Below are 15,401 nucleotides of genomic sequence, written 5' to 3'. Positions count from 1 at the left end.
TTAATCCTTCTTTTGTCCGCTCAAAATCAAAGCTACAATCCCACATAACAAAGCACTTACCACATATATCACCCAATTAATATGCCACAATTCAAAGCAAAATCCGGTGATACAATAGCCAATGGTAGCTAACAGCATAATACAACCGCACCAAATCCCTACTTTATTATCATTTTTTTCCTCATTTTCCTTTTCCTTGTTATAGGCTGCAATATCATACTTTTCTTTCCCGATTCCGGTGTGAACCAGAACTCCTACTCCGGCTGCCACAAAAATCATAAAGATGCCATAATAGAAATCCTCTGTCATTCCCGCTACCATTGGGAAATTCTCCCCATTCATACCAATTAAGAATCCAAGTAAAATTGTTCCAATTCCGGTTGCAACACGAATCGGAAACTTTTCATCAAACTTCTCTTTCTCTTCTTTCGAATAAAATTCCGGAATGACCGGGTGTTTCTTTCTGAAATTTTCATGCTGCATACCTGCTACCACAAGCACCAGAACTCCTACAATGACAACTGCCAAAAAAGCGGTATCTGCTATTACCTCCATCACACCAAATCCAGCCAGGAGTTCATACAGCGCCACTGCCGTAATGATTAAAATCACACCCAACGTAATATGTTTTCTTCGTTTTTCCATATGACAATCATAATTTTCACTGTCTTCTACTTCCGCTTTACTTGCATCCTCCCGCATCAATGTATCCATGGTACAGGAAAACAAATCACATAATTGTAGAAGCTTTTCCATCTCAGGATAAGAAGTTCCTGCTTCCCATTTCGAAATTGTTTGTCTGGACACTTCTAACTTATCTGCCAACTGCTCCTGGGTCATATTTTCTCTTTTTCGATAAAATTGTAAATTCTCTCCTAATAAACTCATATTTTCTCCACCTTTTCTTTCTATTATTTTATTTTCCTTCTGCGCTTCTGGTGTCCTTATCATAAGATAGCACCTATGTAACGTCTATATATTCTTTGTTGCTTTTGAAGATTTTCATGTAAACTTGCGGTTGCATACCGCTAAAATAGGCGTTTTACGTCCTTTCTGAGTATAGCACAAAAATAGAAATCCGCATATACTATAAAGACTATAAAAAGAAAAGATATGAGAGAATATGGAAAATTTTGTAATTTTATCTATAGAAACCCATTTATTTTTTGCACGCATCATGCGAGAGCATGCTCTTTTTCTGGAAGCAGGATTCCCCTGCAAGGAAGAAGAATGGATAAAAAAGGCTGACTGGTTCCGAAAACAGTTTGAAAACCTGCTTCGCGATGCCTTAAGCATTAGTGATGGACGCATCAATCGTTGTGTAACAGAATCCGATGAATTAGTAACCAGATTTACTATTCCGGCAGAAAAACGAACCGCTGCATTAAGTGGCGTTCCCATCGACAGTGAACTTTCTGTTGCCGCGCAGAATCTCCGCCCTATATGCAGCAGGCAGGACTTTCGGCGATTGGTTCCACTTGTTCAAAGACTAAATGAGCGAGCATTCCGCCTGCTAAATGGTTTGATTGATTTTAAGGAAAGTATTTTAAGAGAAGTCGGTAATTGCAGACTTTTTACCACAAATTATCCGCTGCTGATTAAGCATATCTTACGGGAAGCAAAATTGTATCGGGCTACTATCGAAGAATTAATGCAAAACAAACGCCCTTCTTACAAAAACTTACGAAAAACAGAAGACTTCTGGAATCAGATTATGATGGAACACGCCTTGTTTATTCGTGGCTTGTTAGACCCTTGTGAAGAACAGCTCATTGATACTGCAGACAACTTTTCCAAAGAATATTGTGAACTTTTAGAGCAGGCACGATGCCAGGATGCTGTAGCTACTGAATTAACTGAACAGTCTCTAAAAGAAACCTTAAAATACCGTGAATTCAAAGAAGCCGGTGCGGAAGATATTTTAAATTGTAAAATTGATTCTATTATTTTGCCTCTTCTTGCAGACCATGTACTTCGAGAAGCGAACCACTATATCCGTCTTTTGGAATATGACAACGCAAGATAAGGAGACAGTGTATGGAACACCAAAAACTAAGAAGTGCAATATCCGCATTTCTTAGTTTTTTCTTTTTTCCAGTTCCAAGAGATACTTCTTCATATCCAATCCACCACCAAATCCCACCAATGAACCATTCACTCCTATTACTCTGTGACAGGGAACAATAATCATTATCGGATTGTTATGATTTGCTCCACCTACTGCCCGGGATGCCTTATGCTTCCCTATCTGCTCTGCAATTTCTCCATAAGTACGCGTCGCCCCATAAGGAATAGTCTGCAATGCTGCCCAGACCTTTTTCTGGAATTCCGTTCCTTCCAGATGTATTGGCAAATCAAAAGTTTTTCTGTTTCCTGAAAAATATTCCTTTAACTGCTGATATGCCTCTTGCAGCAATTCTGTTTCCTTTTCATTTTCTTCTATATTCGAATCCATATACAAGCCTGTAATGAAATGATTTTCCTCTTCTATACATACCGTTCCAATGGGAAATTTATAGTGATAACGATTCATATGATTTCCTCCTTTAAAACAGGCTCAGTTGCTCTTCCCGAAAGGACTTCACCTTTCGCTCTGTTATTTTATCTCCTTCCGTTATTTCACCACATAACAATGGAGAAAGCGGATTATAATGACTTATGATGTTTTTTATCCTCTGTTCACTTCGATTTGCGTAGCAATATTGGCAGCCATTCAGACAGGTATCATAGGTGCCCACCTCAATACTTTCCACACATCCACACGCTTCTCTCTGATTTTTGTCTTTATTCACATTCAACTGACATCCGATTATTTCCTCAATCAATTCTTTATCGATACAACTGTTATGTTTTACTCCGCACTCTCTTAGGTCTATCTTTTCTGCACAAGAAGCGATTTCCATATGATGCGCCCTTGCAATTTCTGACATCTTCTCTGCAAGAAAACGACATTCTTCCTCTTTCATTTCATTAAAATATACACCCTTGTGCTTCATTTTGTCATACATATCCACAAAACTAATCACAACCTTCTTAGTATACCCCTCCAGTTCTCTAACAATTTCCTCAAAGGCTTTTATATGATATTCCGTCGTATATCGCTCTGTCAGCAATATTGGGTCATACCGCCAGACAACCCGTTCACTTCCGATTCTCTCAGACAGTTCTTGGAATATAGGTATCATTTCTTTTTTCTTATGTGGAACATTGGGTTCTATGTTCTTTCCATATCCGGTAAGGGTAAATTGAAAATAATAATGATAGTCCTTTAACTCTATAAGCCTATTTAGCATGGGCTTTGGGTTCTTTGTCCAGAATACAATACAGTCCACAAGCTCCGGACTTAGAGAAATTTTACTAATCTGATGAAAGTTCATTGGATTTCTCACATAGAGATATCCTTCCTTAATACGATTAAAAAACCATTCTGAATAGTAATTGGGAATATCGGTTCGTCTACTGACACTTAAAATCATTTTCCTGCCTCAATTCTTCTATCATTAAAACAATGTCAATTGCTCCCCTGCCTGCTTGTCCTCAAACTGAGCCATATATTGAAATAATGCTCCTGCATCGTAAACCATATGGTGTTTTTTACATTCTTCTGCTAAAACTTTCAATAAATGTGGTTGATTCGGCGAAGGCAGTTCATATGCATTTCCATACTTCTCTATGTATTTTTCTTTTATTCCCGGAAAATGTTTATCCAACTTATTGTAAAAATACTGTCTGTCTCCATCGCGAAGCGTCACACCAATCCCGAACTGCATAATGCCGTAAACCTTTGCTTCCGCACAGTAATTCAAAATTCCTCGAATATTTTCTTCCGTATCATTGATAAAAGGCAAGATGGGCGTCATCCAACAGATAGTTGGTATTCCCTCATCTCTTAAAATATTCAACACTTCTGCCCGCCGTTTTGTGGTGCAGACATTCGGCTCTACTATTTTACACAAATCTTCATCATAAGTAGTAAGTGTCATCTGAACGACACATTTTGTCTTCTGATTGATGCGCTTTAGTAAGTCCAAGTCGCGCAATATCAGGTCAGACTTTGTCTGAATGGCAAGTCCAAAACCATATTCCTCAATTAATTCCAAACAACGTCTAGTTAATTTTAAATCTTTTTCCGCATGAAGATAAGGGTCACTCATAGCTCCGGTTCCTATCATGCATTTATTTCGTTTCCGGCGCAATGCCTGTTCTAACAACTCCGGTGCATCTATCTTTACTGCAATATCTTCAAAAACATGATCCATCTGATAACAGGTACTTCTGGCATCACAATAAATGCAGCCGTGCGTACAGCCACGATAGAGATTCATTCCGTTTTTTGGAGATAAGATTGACTTTGGGTGGATGTTATGCATGTGTTTGCGCTCCTCATACTTTATGAAATCCGTTTCTAGCAAACATGTGTTCTGTTCATTATATTATACTACACCGCATTCGTATTGTCATTACATTTTTTTGTTTTCATACTCTACGAAGAAACCCCAACAAATTTTCTAAACTTGCTGGGGCTACATCTCTTATTTATTCTTCTTCATTTTTTACATCTACTTTAATAGACAGTTCCTCTAACTGCTTTTCATCCACCACATTTGGTGCATCTGTCATAAGACAGGAAGCATCCTTTACCTTCGGGAACGCGATAACGTCACGAATAGATTCGCACTGTAACATCAACATTACCATACGGTCTAATCCATATGCCAATCCTGCATGAGGTGGTACACCGAACTTAAATGCATCTAACAGGAATCCGAACTGCTCATGAGCACGTTCCTTAGTAAATCCAAGTACCTCTAACATTTTTTCCTGAATATCATCCTGATGAATACGAACAGAACCACCACCCATTTCTGTACCATTCAGTACGATATCATATGCCTTTGCTCGCACTGCACCCGGATCGGAATCAATTTTGTCCCAGTCTTCTTCCATTGGCATAGTAAACGGATGATGCATTGCCATAAAACGGTTTTCTTCATCAGACCACTCTAATAATGGGAATTCTGTTACCCACAGGAAGTTGTATTTATTCTTATCCATTAAGCCCAGTTCTTTTCCAAGTTCCAGACGTAATGCACCTAATACATCCCAGACAACCTTATTCTTATCTGCTGCAAACAACAGTAAGTCGCCCGGTTCGCCTTCCATTTTTTCTACTAATGCTTTCAACTCTTCTTCTGTCATGAATTTTGCAAAAGAGGACTTGTAAGTACCATCTTCATTTACTGCAAGATAAGCCAATCCCTTAGCGCCATAGCCTTTTGCAAACTCTACCAGTTTGTCGATTTTTTTACGAGGCATTGCTCCCTGTCCTTTGGCATTGATACCACGAACAGAGCCACCGTTTTCTAATGCTCCGGTAAACACACCGAAACCGCATCCTTTTACTACTTCAGATACATTTACCAGTTCCATGCCGAAACGGGTATCCGGCTTATCGGAACCAAAACGATCCATAGCTTCCTGCCAAGTCATTCTTGGAATTGGAAGCTGAACATCAATACCGATTGCTTCTTTAAATACATACTGTAACAGACGCTCATTTACTTCAATGACATCATCTACATCTACAAAGGACAGCTCCATATCTGCCTGTGTAAATTCCGGCTGACGGTCTGCACGCAAATCTTCATCACGGAAACATCTTGCAATCTGGAAATAACGATCATAACCGGAACACATCAACAACTGCTTAAACAACTGCGGAGACTGTGGCAATGCATAGAAGTTTCCCGGATGCACACGGCTTGGTACAAGATAATCTCTTGCTCCCTCCGGTGTGGATTTTGTCAGCATTGGTGTTTCAATTTCAAGGAATCCTTCCTTCTCCATGAACTTACGAAGCAGCATGGAAACCTTGCTCTTCATCATAATATTTCTTTGAATATCCGGTCTTCTTAAGTCCAGATAACGATAACGTAGTCTTAAGTCTTCCTTTGTCTGAGAATTTTCTTCGATTGGGAAAGGCGGTGTTTCTGATTCAGATAAGACACGAATATCCTCTGCAATTACTTCGATATCACCTGTTTTTAAGTTCTCATTGACTGCCGCTGCTCTCTTCTGAACTGTACCTGTTACAGCGATAACAAATTCACTTCTTAAGGTCTCTGCTTTTGCAAATCCTTCACTTCCTACCTTTGGCTCGTCAAATACAAGCTGTAAGATTCCGGAACGGTCTCTTAAATCTATGAAAATAAGACTTCCTAAATTTCTTCTTTTCTGTACCCAGCCCATAACGGTTACTTTTTCGCCGATATTTGCATTGGACACTTCGGTACATCTGTGGGTTCTGTGTAACCCTTTCATGGATTCTGCCATGATGTTTTCCTCCTTTTATTTGAAAAATTCTACAAATTCTGTATATCCCTCTTTGGTAAGCTGTTCCTTCTGGAACTTCTTATTCTTGTTCATACGAACTACCAGCACCTGAACACCATTTTTACGTTCTTCCTGTGCCTGACCAATTACGTCACAAAGTTTTTCTCCCGGATACCCCTTTTCAATTAAATACGCCTTCTTCTGTGCCTGACCAGGAATCTTAAATCCGCTTTCCATCAGCAACAGCACGATTCTCTCAAATCCGATGGAAAATCCACAAGCAGGAACATCTTTTCCGGTAAAGTTTCCAATCATCTTGTCATAGCGTCCGCCGCCTCCGCAGCTTCCTCCAAACTCCGGCATTGCGATTTCAAAAATTGTTCCTGTATAATAAGACATTCCTCGTACTAGTGTTGGATCAAATACTAATTCAAAATCTGCTGTTTTTGTAGCAGTTACACTGGATACAATTTCCTGTAAATTCTGTTCTACATCCGGCTCCAAGAATCCTTCCAGCTCTTTCGCAAGATATGCGATTCCGTCTTCTGCATCCTCTACGCCTTTGAAAAGCCCTAAATACTTATCGATAGACTCTTTTGCGAATCCTTCCTTTTCCAATTCCTCTGCGACGCCTTCAAGACCTATCTTATCCATCTTATCTAAAATAATGAATACTGTATCAAATGACTCTTCTGAAAATCCACTATAAGATGCCATAGCTTTCAGAATTCTTCTCTCATTAATGCGAATTTGGAAATTTTTGAAGCCTAACTTTCCAAGTGTGGTGGTGGTTGCAAGAATTAATTCAATTTCTGCAAGATTGCTTGGCTCGCCCAAAATATCAATATCACACTGCATGAACTGACGATAACGTCCTCTCTGTGGACGGTCTGCACGCCATACATTTCCCATCTGCAATGCCTTAAATGGAGAAGGAAGGTCATTTGCATTGTTGGAATAAAATCTTGTCAAAGGCAAGGTCAAATCATAACGCATTCCAAAATCCACTACATCTGATTCTTCTTTCGCTGTTTCCAGATTCAGTTTTTCTCCTCTTTTTAATACCTTAAAAATCAGTTTTTCATTCTCTCCACCCTGCTTACTACTTAAGTTTCCAATGTTCTCCATGCACGGTGTTTCAATCTGAGTGAATCCGAAGCTGCGATAAGTCTCCTTAATCACACTCATTACATAATCACGAATCTGCATTTCCTCCGGCAGAATATCTTTCATGCCATTTACCGGCTTTTTTGCTAATGCCATAACTTTTCCTCCATTTTTCTCTTTCTATCTATCATTTCATCAATTCGTTCCAGATAATTTTTAATATCCTTTACATTTTCCACACGCTCAATGCGTTTTCCATGGTCAAGTACATACTTTGTGGATGCACCTGCGCCAAGTGCCATTATAGACTGTTTTTCCTCCATAATCAAGATATTATAGATTCCTGCTTTTCCTGGCGTAGCATATCCTACATTCTCGAAGTTACCTGCCATATTCTTTTGACGATACAGATAATAGGGCTCCATCCCCATCTCTTTTGCATATTCTGCTGTCATATCTATGGTTTCCCAACTATTATAAATATGCATATCTGCATGCTCGTCTCGGAACATTCGAAGCTTGGCTGCCCGCTTAATTGCAAGAGAATGTACCGTCAGGTTGTCCGGATTTAACTTCTTTATCTGTTCCATGGTTTCCCGTACATCTTCGATTCGCTCTTCCGGAAGTCCTACAATTAAGTCCATATTGATATTATCAAATCCCAGTTCCCGCGCCATATTGAAACTTTCCACTGTCTGCTGTACCGTATGGTGTCTTCCGATAAAATCCAGTGTTTCCTGCTTCATGGTCTGCGGATTAATGGAAATCCTTGAAATATCATGTTTTCTTAATACTGCAAGTTTTTCTCTTGTAATGCTATCCGGTCTGCCTGCTTCTACGGTATATTCCAGAAGTCCTGAAAAGTCAAAACTTTCTTCTACCTTTGTCAGCAGTCTGTCCAACTGTTCCGCCGTCAGGGTTGTAGGTGTTCCACCACCAATATAAATGGTATTAAGCACCTTGTCCTTGCAAGATTCTGCCGTATATGCAATTTCCTTTTCCAATGCATCCAGATATTCCTCTACCTTATCTTTCCACATTCCAATCGGAGAAGAGGAAAAAGAACAATACAAACAAATACTTGGACAAAAAGGAATTCCTATATAAAGACTATACCCATTTTCATAATCAATCTTTTTTAATAATTCCAGTTCACGTTCCGCAATATCAATACTCAAATCTGTTTTTATATCGGAAGCATAATAGGTCTCTTTCATATACCGGCGAATCTCTTCCTTTGACTTTCCTTCTTCTAACATCGCCATAGGAATTTTCGTCGGGCGAATGCCAGTCAGAGTTCCCCAAGGCAACTCTTGTCCGGTGTATTCCTTAAGCATCTGATACAAAGACTGCTTCAAGCGATTTTTTGTTTCCTTGCGATTGGAAAAATCAGCACTAACCTCTGTCTCAGCTTGTTTCTTACTGCCTTCCGCTTCCGGCTTCCATATTTCAAATCGGATTTTATCCTCCGGTTCCTCAGATTCTTCTCTTGAAATATAAGAAACCTCCATATGAAACAGAGGTGTCTTTTCTTCTTCCAATTCTTTTATTTTTTCTTTATCCGCAAATACTTTTACATCCTCTTTTCCATAAAAAGCTTTCACCAGAGAATGAATATCGTATTCAAAATTTGCCTCATTTAAACTAACCGTTATCATAAATTTCTTTCCCACATATTTCTACATAATTTTAAAAATTTGTAACAGTTCAGCCCACGCCATTCGCAAACCCTCATCTGCGATGCTTTCCCGCTGCGTTGCAGCTAAGTTTGCTCATAAACAGGCGTTCCGCTCATAGCAGGACTTAGATTCTCATTCATGCAAGCATGATTCATCTCTAAGCCCTCCTATGGCTGAACTGTTACTATTATATAAATGGATTATACATTTTCTCGGTACCGATGCTGGTCTGTGCCATATGACCCGGATATACTTTAATATCATCGGAAAGATTCAGAAGTTTTTCACGAATAGAGCGAATCAGAGTGGAACTGCTTCCTCCCGGGAAATCCGTTCTTCCTACTGATTCACAGAATAATGTATCTCCGCTGAAAAGGATTCTTTGGTCGTTAAAGTAATAACAACATCCTCCCGGTGTATGGCCCGGTGTAAACAGAACCTTTATCTTACATCCAATCAATTCGAGAATCTCATCATCCTTCAAAAACACATCTGCATGAAATACTTTTGCCGCTCCAAAAGCAGCTGTCAGATTCATACGAGAGTCTTCTAATGTCTCCTTTTCTGCTTCATGCGCATAAATCTTAACCTCAAACTTTTTGGCAAGCTCCTCTGCTGCACTGGCATGATCCAGATGTCCATGTGTAAGGAGAATTGCCACCGGTTTCAACTGCTCGTCTTCTATCTTAGCAGCAAGCATAGTTGCATTATCGCCCGGGTCTACAATCAACGTTTCCTTTGTCTCTGTATTAATCACAAAATAACAGTTCGTTCCAAAGTCACTTACCACATAGCTTTCTACTTTTATTTCTGTCATGAATTAACCTCTTGTTCTTTCTATATCAATTACACTTTCTACCTGTCGAATCTTATCTACCAGTGAATTCAATTCTTCTTTTCCTTTTGTTCCAAATGCTACGGTAATTGTGGCAATTCCCTGCTTACTGGTAGAGGAATGAACAGAATTGATGTCTATCTGACGCTCCGTAAATATCTTGGTAATATCTACCAGAAGTCCGGTACGGTTATTACCATATATCTTAATTTCTGCCATGTAACGTCCATTTTCACCTTCTGTATTCTGCCACTCTGCTTCAATCAAACGTCCACGATCCATATCAGAAAGATTTATAATATTGATACAATCCGTACGATGAATAGAAATTCCTCGTCCTCTGGTAACAAAACCTACAATCTCGTCTCCCGGTACCGGCGCACAACAACGGGAAAAACGTACTGCCATATCGTCAATTCCTCTTACGACAATTCCGCTCTTTGACTTACCTTTTTTGCCCTTTTCCTTTCCCTCTGCCGGTCCTGCTACCGCACTTCCATTTCCTATGCTTTCCAAAATATCTTCGTCGGTAATGGCAGCTTTATGGTCAGCCTGGTAATACTCCAGCATCTTATTGATAATCTGACCTTCCTTTAAACCACCATGTCCCACTGCTGCTAATGCAGATTCCCAATCACGGAAACCATATTTTCGCATAATACGGCTCTGATATTTCGGTTGATTCAAGTCTGGCCAATTGATTCCCTTAGACTTACAATACTGAAGAATTACATCTTTTCCTTTGGAAATATTTTCTTCTTTGAACTCGCTACGGAACCATTGATTAATTTTGTTCTTCGCCTGAGTACTCTTTACAATATTCAACCAGTCACGACTTGGTCCCTTGGAATTCTGAGAAGTCAATACCTCAATACGATCACCATTCTGAATCACATAATCAATATTTACCAGCTTACCATTTACCTTAGCACCAACCATTTTATTTCCTACTGCTGAGTGGATACTATAAGCAAAGTCAATTGGATTAGAACCATTTGGAAGATTCTTTACATCTCCGGATGGCGTAAAACAGAATACCGTATCCGAAAACAGGTCAAGGTCACTCTTAAGCAAACTCATAAATTCCTTGTTATCGGACATATCTCTCTGCCATTCCAGAATCTGTCTTAACCAGCTTAACTTCTCTTCTTCCGACTTTGTAGTAGAAACCACACCACCGTTATTGGCTGCCTCCTTGTACTTCCAATGGGCGGCAATACCATACTCTGCGGTACGATGCATCTCAACGGTACGAATCTGTATCTCAAAAGGCTGTCCGGTAGGTCCAATCAATGTAGTATGCAGTGACTGGTACATATTTGGCTTTGGCATGGCTATATAATCCTTGAAACGTCCCGGAATCGGCTTATACATCTCATGAATCACACCAAGTGCTGCATAACAATCCTTAACTGAATTTACAATAATACGAATTGCAAACAGGTCATAAATCTGATCTAGGGTTTTATCCTGATTTACCATCTTCTTATAGATACTGAAAAAATGCTTTGCACGTCCATCTATCTTCGCTTCGATTCCCGCACCTTCAATATGCTTTTTTACTTCCTCTACTAACTGCTGAATATATTCTTCCCGGACATTTTTACGAATAGCAACTTTTTCCACTAAATCATAATATGCTTCCGGCTCTAAATATTTCAAAGACAAGTCATCTAATTCTATCTTAATTTTAGAGATACCAAGACGCTGTGCTATCGGCGCATAGATATCCATGGTCTCTCTTGCCTTTTCCTTCTGTTTCTCCGGCTTCATATACTTCAAAGTACGCATATTATGAAGACGGTCTGCCAGCTTAATCAGAATAACACGAATATCCTTCGCCATAGCAAGAAACATCTTACGAAGATTTTCTGCCTGAACTTCTACCTTATCTGCATCATAAGACAACTGTCCTAACTTTGTAACACCATCTACCAAAAGTGCTACTTCTTCGCTAAATTCAGCGGCAATTTCCTGTTCCGTCATTACCGTATCTTCTACTACATCATGGAGAATTCCTGCTACAATGGTCTCTTTATCCAATTCCAGTTCAGCTAAAATGATAGCAACACAAAGAGGGTGAATAATATATGCTTCACCCGATTTTCGCACCTGGCCCTCATGAGCTGCGTCTGCAATCTTATATGCTTTTTCAATTAAAGAAATATCCGTAGACGGATGATACCGTTTTACGCTTGCAATCAGCTCATCATATAAGCTTTCCGGACTAACAAACTCCTTGGTTGGCTTGATATGCTCGGTCTGCATTGCAATTTCTTCTTGTTCTTCTAACTGAATTCTGTTTTTGTCTTCCATTTGCACTTCTCCATCTTTACTTTATGGGTTTTCTCACTATTATAAGTAATTTTGTCTAAAAATGCAATGTTTTCGTGTATCTTTGCATGGTCTTTTCCTGAATTTCTAATTCTTCCTCCCATGTAAAATCCAGTTTTTCAATAAGATGCACAGATTTTACATTCTCTTTTTGAATGAGACAATTTATCATTTTAAACTCTGTTGCCTCTGCTGCAAACTGCAAAATTCCTTCGCAAACCTCTGTAGCATATCCCTGATTCTGATATGGCTTTCCTACCATATATCCCATTTCCAATGCCGGTTCTCCATGAATATCCACATTATTAAGCCCCGCTCTTCCAATGATTTTTCCTGTTTCTTTCTCAATCACTAACCACATGCCATATCCATAAAAGCGATACATGTTGTTAATATATGCTCTGGTATATTCTTCCTCTTTCTCCCTATCTTCATACAGACCTTCCATATATCTGGTAATTTCCGGTTCTTCATACAACTGATACAATGCATCCAAATCCTCCATGGTCATTTCCCTAAGGAAGCATCGGTCTGTTTCAATGACAGTCCATGGAATTCCATGTTTTCTCTGATAAATCCGCTCCAAAAAGAAAAAATCCACCTCATCAAAGCCTTCTACCAACACTTCTGCCTGAGATAAGTCCTGTTTTCGACAAATAGGATTCAGATATCCAATACTTGCTATATTCATTTTTTCTATTATCCGTAGTGTTTTCCCTGTTGCAGCTATCATGAGACATTCCTCTTCCTTCAACTTGTGAAGTTCCAGAATTACCTTTAGCTTTTCCGCATTATCTGCCTGAAACATATCTATGTTAATAATCTGCACATTATGACGATAAAGTCCATCCAAAAGCTCTGTCAGACCATCTTCCATGACAAAACGTTCCGGGTCATCTTCCTTTGCAATATTTAGTTCTTGTAGGGAAATAATAAGTCCGCGAAGTTCCACTGATATGTACCTCCGATTTTGTTCTTATCGTTTATCATAACATACAATTTCTGATATGAACAGAAGAAAGGTCCCATTAAACTTTTCATTTATTTCATTGCAACAATCACAGAAAATTTCTGATACGAATAAACACAATTTACTTCCCTGAATCCACTTTTTCGAAGCATTTCTATTTCTTCTTCAAGAGAGCATTCCCTATCTAGTTTTCTTCGTTGCTGCCACTTTTCTAAATCAAGTTCAGACAGACCACTTTTTTCCAAATGATTCTCCCAAAATGAATCGAACCATACATTCATTTCCGCCGAACCGGCACAGAATTGATCATAGTTAATAAACACGCCGCCGTCAGGAAGTTTATCATAAATACGCAAAAATAAATCCTTTTTATCCTTATCTTCTAAATGATGAATGGATAATGCTGAAATAATAATATCAAATTCCTCTATAGGAAATTCTTTCGAATAATCCAAAATCTGATAATCTACATTTTCCAAGCCATCAAATCGTTTTCTTGCAACCTCTAACATCTCGCTGGCAATGTCTGCAAGAACATATTCAGACTCTTTAAAATATTGATACCAAAAATAAGATAAAAGACCTGTTCCTGCACCCAAATCTAATATTCTTTTTGGCTGAATAATGTTAGATGCTATAAAATTTGTGGTCTCCTCATAAAACTCATCAAAGCATGGTATAAATTTTTTTCGATTAACATCATATTCCTTTGCAACTAAATTAAATTGTTCATCTATATTCATCTTAACTTCTCCTTTTCCCGCAAATTCAATTTATCTCAAACCCTACAGTTTTTTGTATATTCCCTTCAAAGTAAAACTATCTAGAATATGTCCTTCCATGGCATGAAACAATTCATTCATGTAAAATCCTTGCTGTAATCCTAATATTCTATCCAATGCAAATACATGAAGTTCATACAGATGATCTTTATCCGGTGGTGTCATTCCTCCATAGTAGCAACACAATTCCTTTGACTGCTCTCCTCCCTGTATACTAGACCAACTGTTACATCCCTGCACGAAATCCTTTGCCGTCCGGCTTTCATTTTCCTTTAACTCCCATCGAGTGATATCCGCTGCCAACCAGTGTATCCATGCAAATCCTCCTGTCACCGGATATGCATCCTTATCTTCTAATACCAATGCCAGTGACTTTGTATTTTCCGGTAAATCCTCTACCCGAAATGGCAGAGAACAATCAGGAATACCATTTTCATTAAATGATGTTCCCCTCACACCAAACTTATCTAAAATTACTCCATCTCCATATCTTCCGTAAGAAAATATTCTACACGAAGTGGGTATCCTTCATATATCTTCTTTTCCACAAATCCATAATCTATTAGTTCTTTCAACTGCTCTAACAGCATTTTTTGTGTAATTCCCTCAATGTCTCTTTCAAGTTTTGCAAGAGAAGTCGGTCCTAATCTCAGTCGCCACAAAATAATAGTTTTCCACTTTCCTCTTATCATGTCATGCACCAGTTCTAAAGGGCATGTATATTCTTCCCTCAATTTCACGCTATCTCCTCCATCCAATAATCATAATATTGTTTTCCATCATGTCCTCCTACCAAAGGTTCCTCTGACTTCTCAAATCCTCTATTTTTTAATGCATCTATTCTTTCTATTGCATATATTGGTGCTTTGGTAGCAATCATACTACAATCAAACATTTCATATGCCGGAGCAATGATAACAGATAAGATATTTTCAATCACCTCATAATTCTCATAATCACTTCTCAAATCTAATCTTAAAATCCCACAATTATTATAGTAATCCTCTGATATACGATGGAACAGTTCAATGGTTCCTACTGCCTCTTGCTTTGTTTTATCAACAATTGTAAACCGTACAAACCCTTTATTGGAATATTCCATTAACCAATATTTAATTGCTTCCAGCATTCTTTCTTCTGTTGGATAATAGAAATTATCTCCAGCACAGTTATCACTGTTAAAAAAAGGCAAAGCATTTTTGTCGCTATATACTTTGACCAAATCCTTTACATCATTTTCTTCTACAAGTCTTAATAAAAACTGTTCATTTTCCAATACCGGACATGTTTCATATACATTACTCATCTTGTTTTCCTCCGTTTTTTCTATACACTATCATTTCTTAAATATTACTTCTTTT

General features: G+C 38.6%; 14 protein-coding genes and 1 pseudogene. 1 reads left to right on the top strand and 14 read right to left on the bottom strand.

The features are described from left to right. The gene (locus BIV20_RS03130; RefSeq protein ID WP_083655076.1) at positions 1–951 is read right to left on the bottom strand and encodes a helix-turn-helix domain-containing protein; all 951 of its coding nucleotides are present in this window, start codon (positions 949–951) and stop codon (positions 1–3) included. 172 nt (positions 952–1,123) lie between these two features. On the opposite strand from BIV20_RS03130, the gene BIV20_RS03125 reads away from it, so the two are divergent. Then, the gene (locus tag BIV20_RS03125) at positions 1,124–2,026 is read left to right on the top strand and encodes a DUF2935 domain-containing protein (RefSeq protein ID WP_075717970.1); all 903 of its coding nucleotides are present in this window, start codon (positions 1,124–1,126) and stop codon (positions 2,024–2,026) included. Between the two features lie 51 nt (positions 2,027–2,077). Here BIV20_RS03125 and BIV20_RS03120 read toward each other — a convergent pair whose 3' ends face one another. From BIV20_RS03120 to BIV20_RS03060, 13 genes and pseudogenes are all read right to left on the bottom strand, one after another. Beyond that, on the bottom strand, positions 2,078–2,533 hold the full coding sequence (locus BIV20_RS03120; RefSeq protein WP_075717968.1) for a methylated-DNA--[protein]-cysteine S-methyltransferase: 456 nt from the start codon (positions 2,531–2,533) through the stop codon (positions 2,078–2,080). A gap of 13 nt (positions 2,534–2,546) precedes the next feature. Continuing rightward, complete coding sequence (locus BIV20_RS03115; protein ID WP_075717965.1) at positions 2,547–3,476, bottom strand: DUF1848 domain-containing protein; 930 nt, start codon at positions 3,474–3,476, stop codon at positions 2,547–2,549. A gap of 24 nt (positions 3,477–3,500) precedes the next feature. Further along, the gene (locus tag BIV20_RS03110) at positions 3,501–4,370 is read right to left on the bottom strand and encodes an SPL family radical SAM protein (protein ID WP_075717963.1); all 870 of its coding nucleotides are present in this window, start codon (positions 4,368–4,370) and stop codon (positions 3,501–3,503) included. A gap of 166 nt (positions 4,371–4,536) precedes the next feature. Further along, on the bottom strand, positions 4,537–6,333 hold the full coding sequence (gene aspS / locus BIV20_RS03105) for an aspartate--tRNA ligase (protein WP_075717961.1): 1,797 nt from the start codon (positions 6,331–6,333) through the stop codon (positions 4,537–4,539). Between the two features lie 15 nt (positions 6,334–6,348). Further along, a complete protein-coding gene (hisS, locus tag BIV20_RS03100; RefSeq protein WP_075717959.1) occupies positions 6,349–7,596 on the bottom strand; it encodes a histidine--tRNA ligase in 1,248 nt (415 codons plus the stop codon). Further along, on the bottom strand, positions 7,587–9,098 hold the full coding sequence (gene hemZ, locus BIV20_RS03095; RefSeq protein ID WP_075717957.1) for a coproporphyrinogen dehydrogenase HemZ: 1,512 nt from the start codon (positions 9,096–9,098) through the stop codon (positions 7,587–7,589). The genes hisS and hemZ overlap by 10 nt, the downstream gene beginning before the upstream one ends. A 208-nt stretch (positions 9,099–9,306) precedes the next feature. Next, positions 9,307–9,936 (bottom strand): MBL fold metallo-hydrolase, encoded by a 630-nt coding sequence (locus tag BIV20_RS03090; protein WP_075717955.1) that lies wholly within the window; start codon positions 9,934–9,936, stop codon positions 9,307–9,309. A 3-nt stretch (positions 9,937–9,939) separates the two neighbouring features. After that, a complete protein-coding gene (locus BIV20_RS03085; protein WP_075717953.1) occupies positions 9,940–12,270 on the bottom strand; it encodes a RelA/SpoT family protein in 2,331 nt (776 codons plus the stop codon). A 55-nt stretch (positions 12,271–12,325) separates the two neighbouring features. Further along, positions 12,326–13,240: a GNAT family N-acetyltransferase gene (locus BIV20_RS03080; protein WP_075717951.1), complete on the bottom strand. Its 915-nt coding sequence runs from the start codon at positions 13,238–13,240 to the stop codon at positions 12,326–12,328. 89 nt (positions 13,241–13,329) lie between these two features. Beyond that, the gene (locus BIV20_RS03075) at positions 13,330–14,001 is read right to left on the bottom strand and encodes a class I SAM-dependent methyltransferase (protein ID WP_075717949.1); all 672 of its coding nucleotides are present in this window, start codon (positions 13,999–14,001) and stop codon (positions 13,330–13,332) included. 42 nt (positions 14,002–14,043) lie between these two features. Then, complete coding sequence (locus tag BIV20_RS03070; protein WP_242939773.1) at positions 14,044–14,496, bottom strand: YbhB/YbcL family Raf kinase inhibitor-like protein; 453 nt, start codon at positions 14,494–14,496, stop codon at positions 14,044–14,046. Between the two features lie 35 nt (positions 14,497–14,531). Then, positions 14,532–14,780 (bottom strand): annotated as a pseudogene (locus tag BIV20_RS03065) (winged helix-turn-helix transcriptional regulator); the annotation flags it as partial. Continuing rightward, entirely contained in the window at positions 14,777–15,346 is a 570-nt protein-coding gene (locus BIV20_RS03060) for a GNAT family N-acetyltransferase (RefSeq protein ID WP_075717945.1), read from the bottom strand. The gene BIV20_RS03060 and the pseudogene BIV20_RS03065, both read right to left, overlap by 4 nt. Between the last annotated feature and the right edge of the window lie 55 nt (positions 15,347–15,401).

Origin of the sequence: Roseburia sp. 499 (assembly GCF_001940225.2) — a bacterium.
GTDB lineage: Bacteria > Bacillota > Clostridia > Lachnospirales > Lachnospiraceae > Petralouisia.
This window is presented reverse-complemented; position numbering and strand designations above follow the sequence as displayed.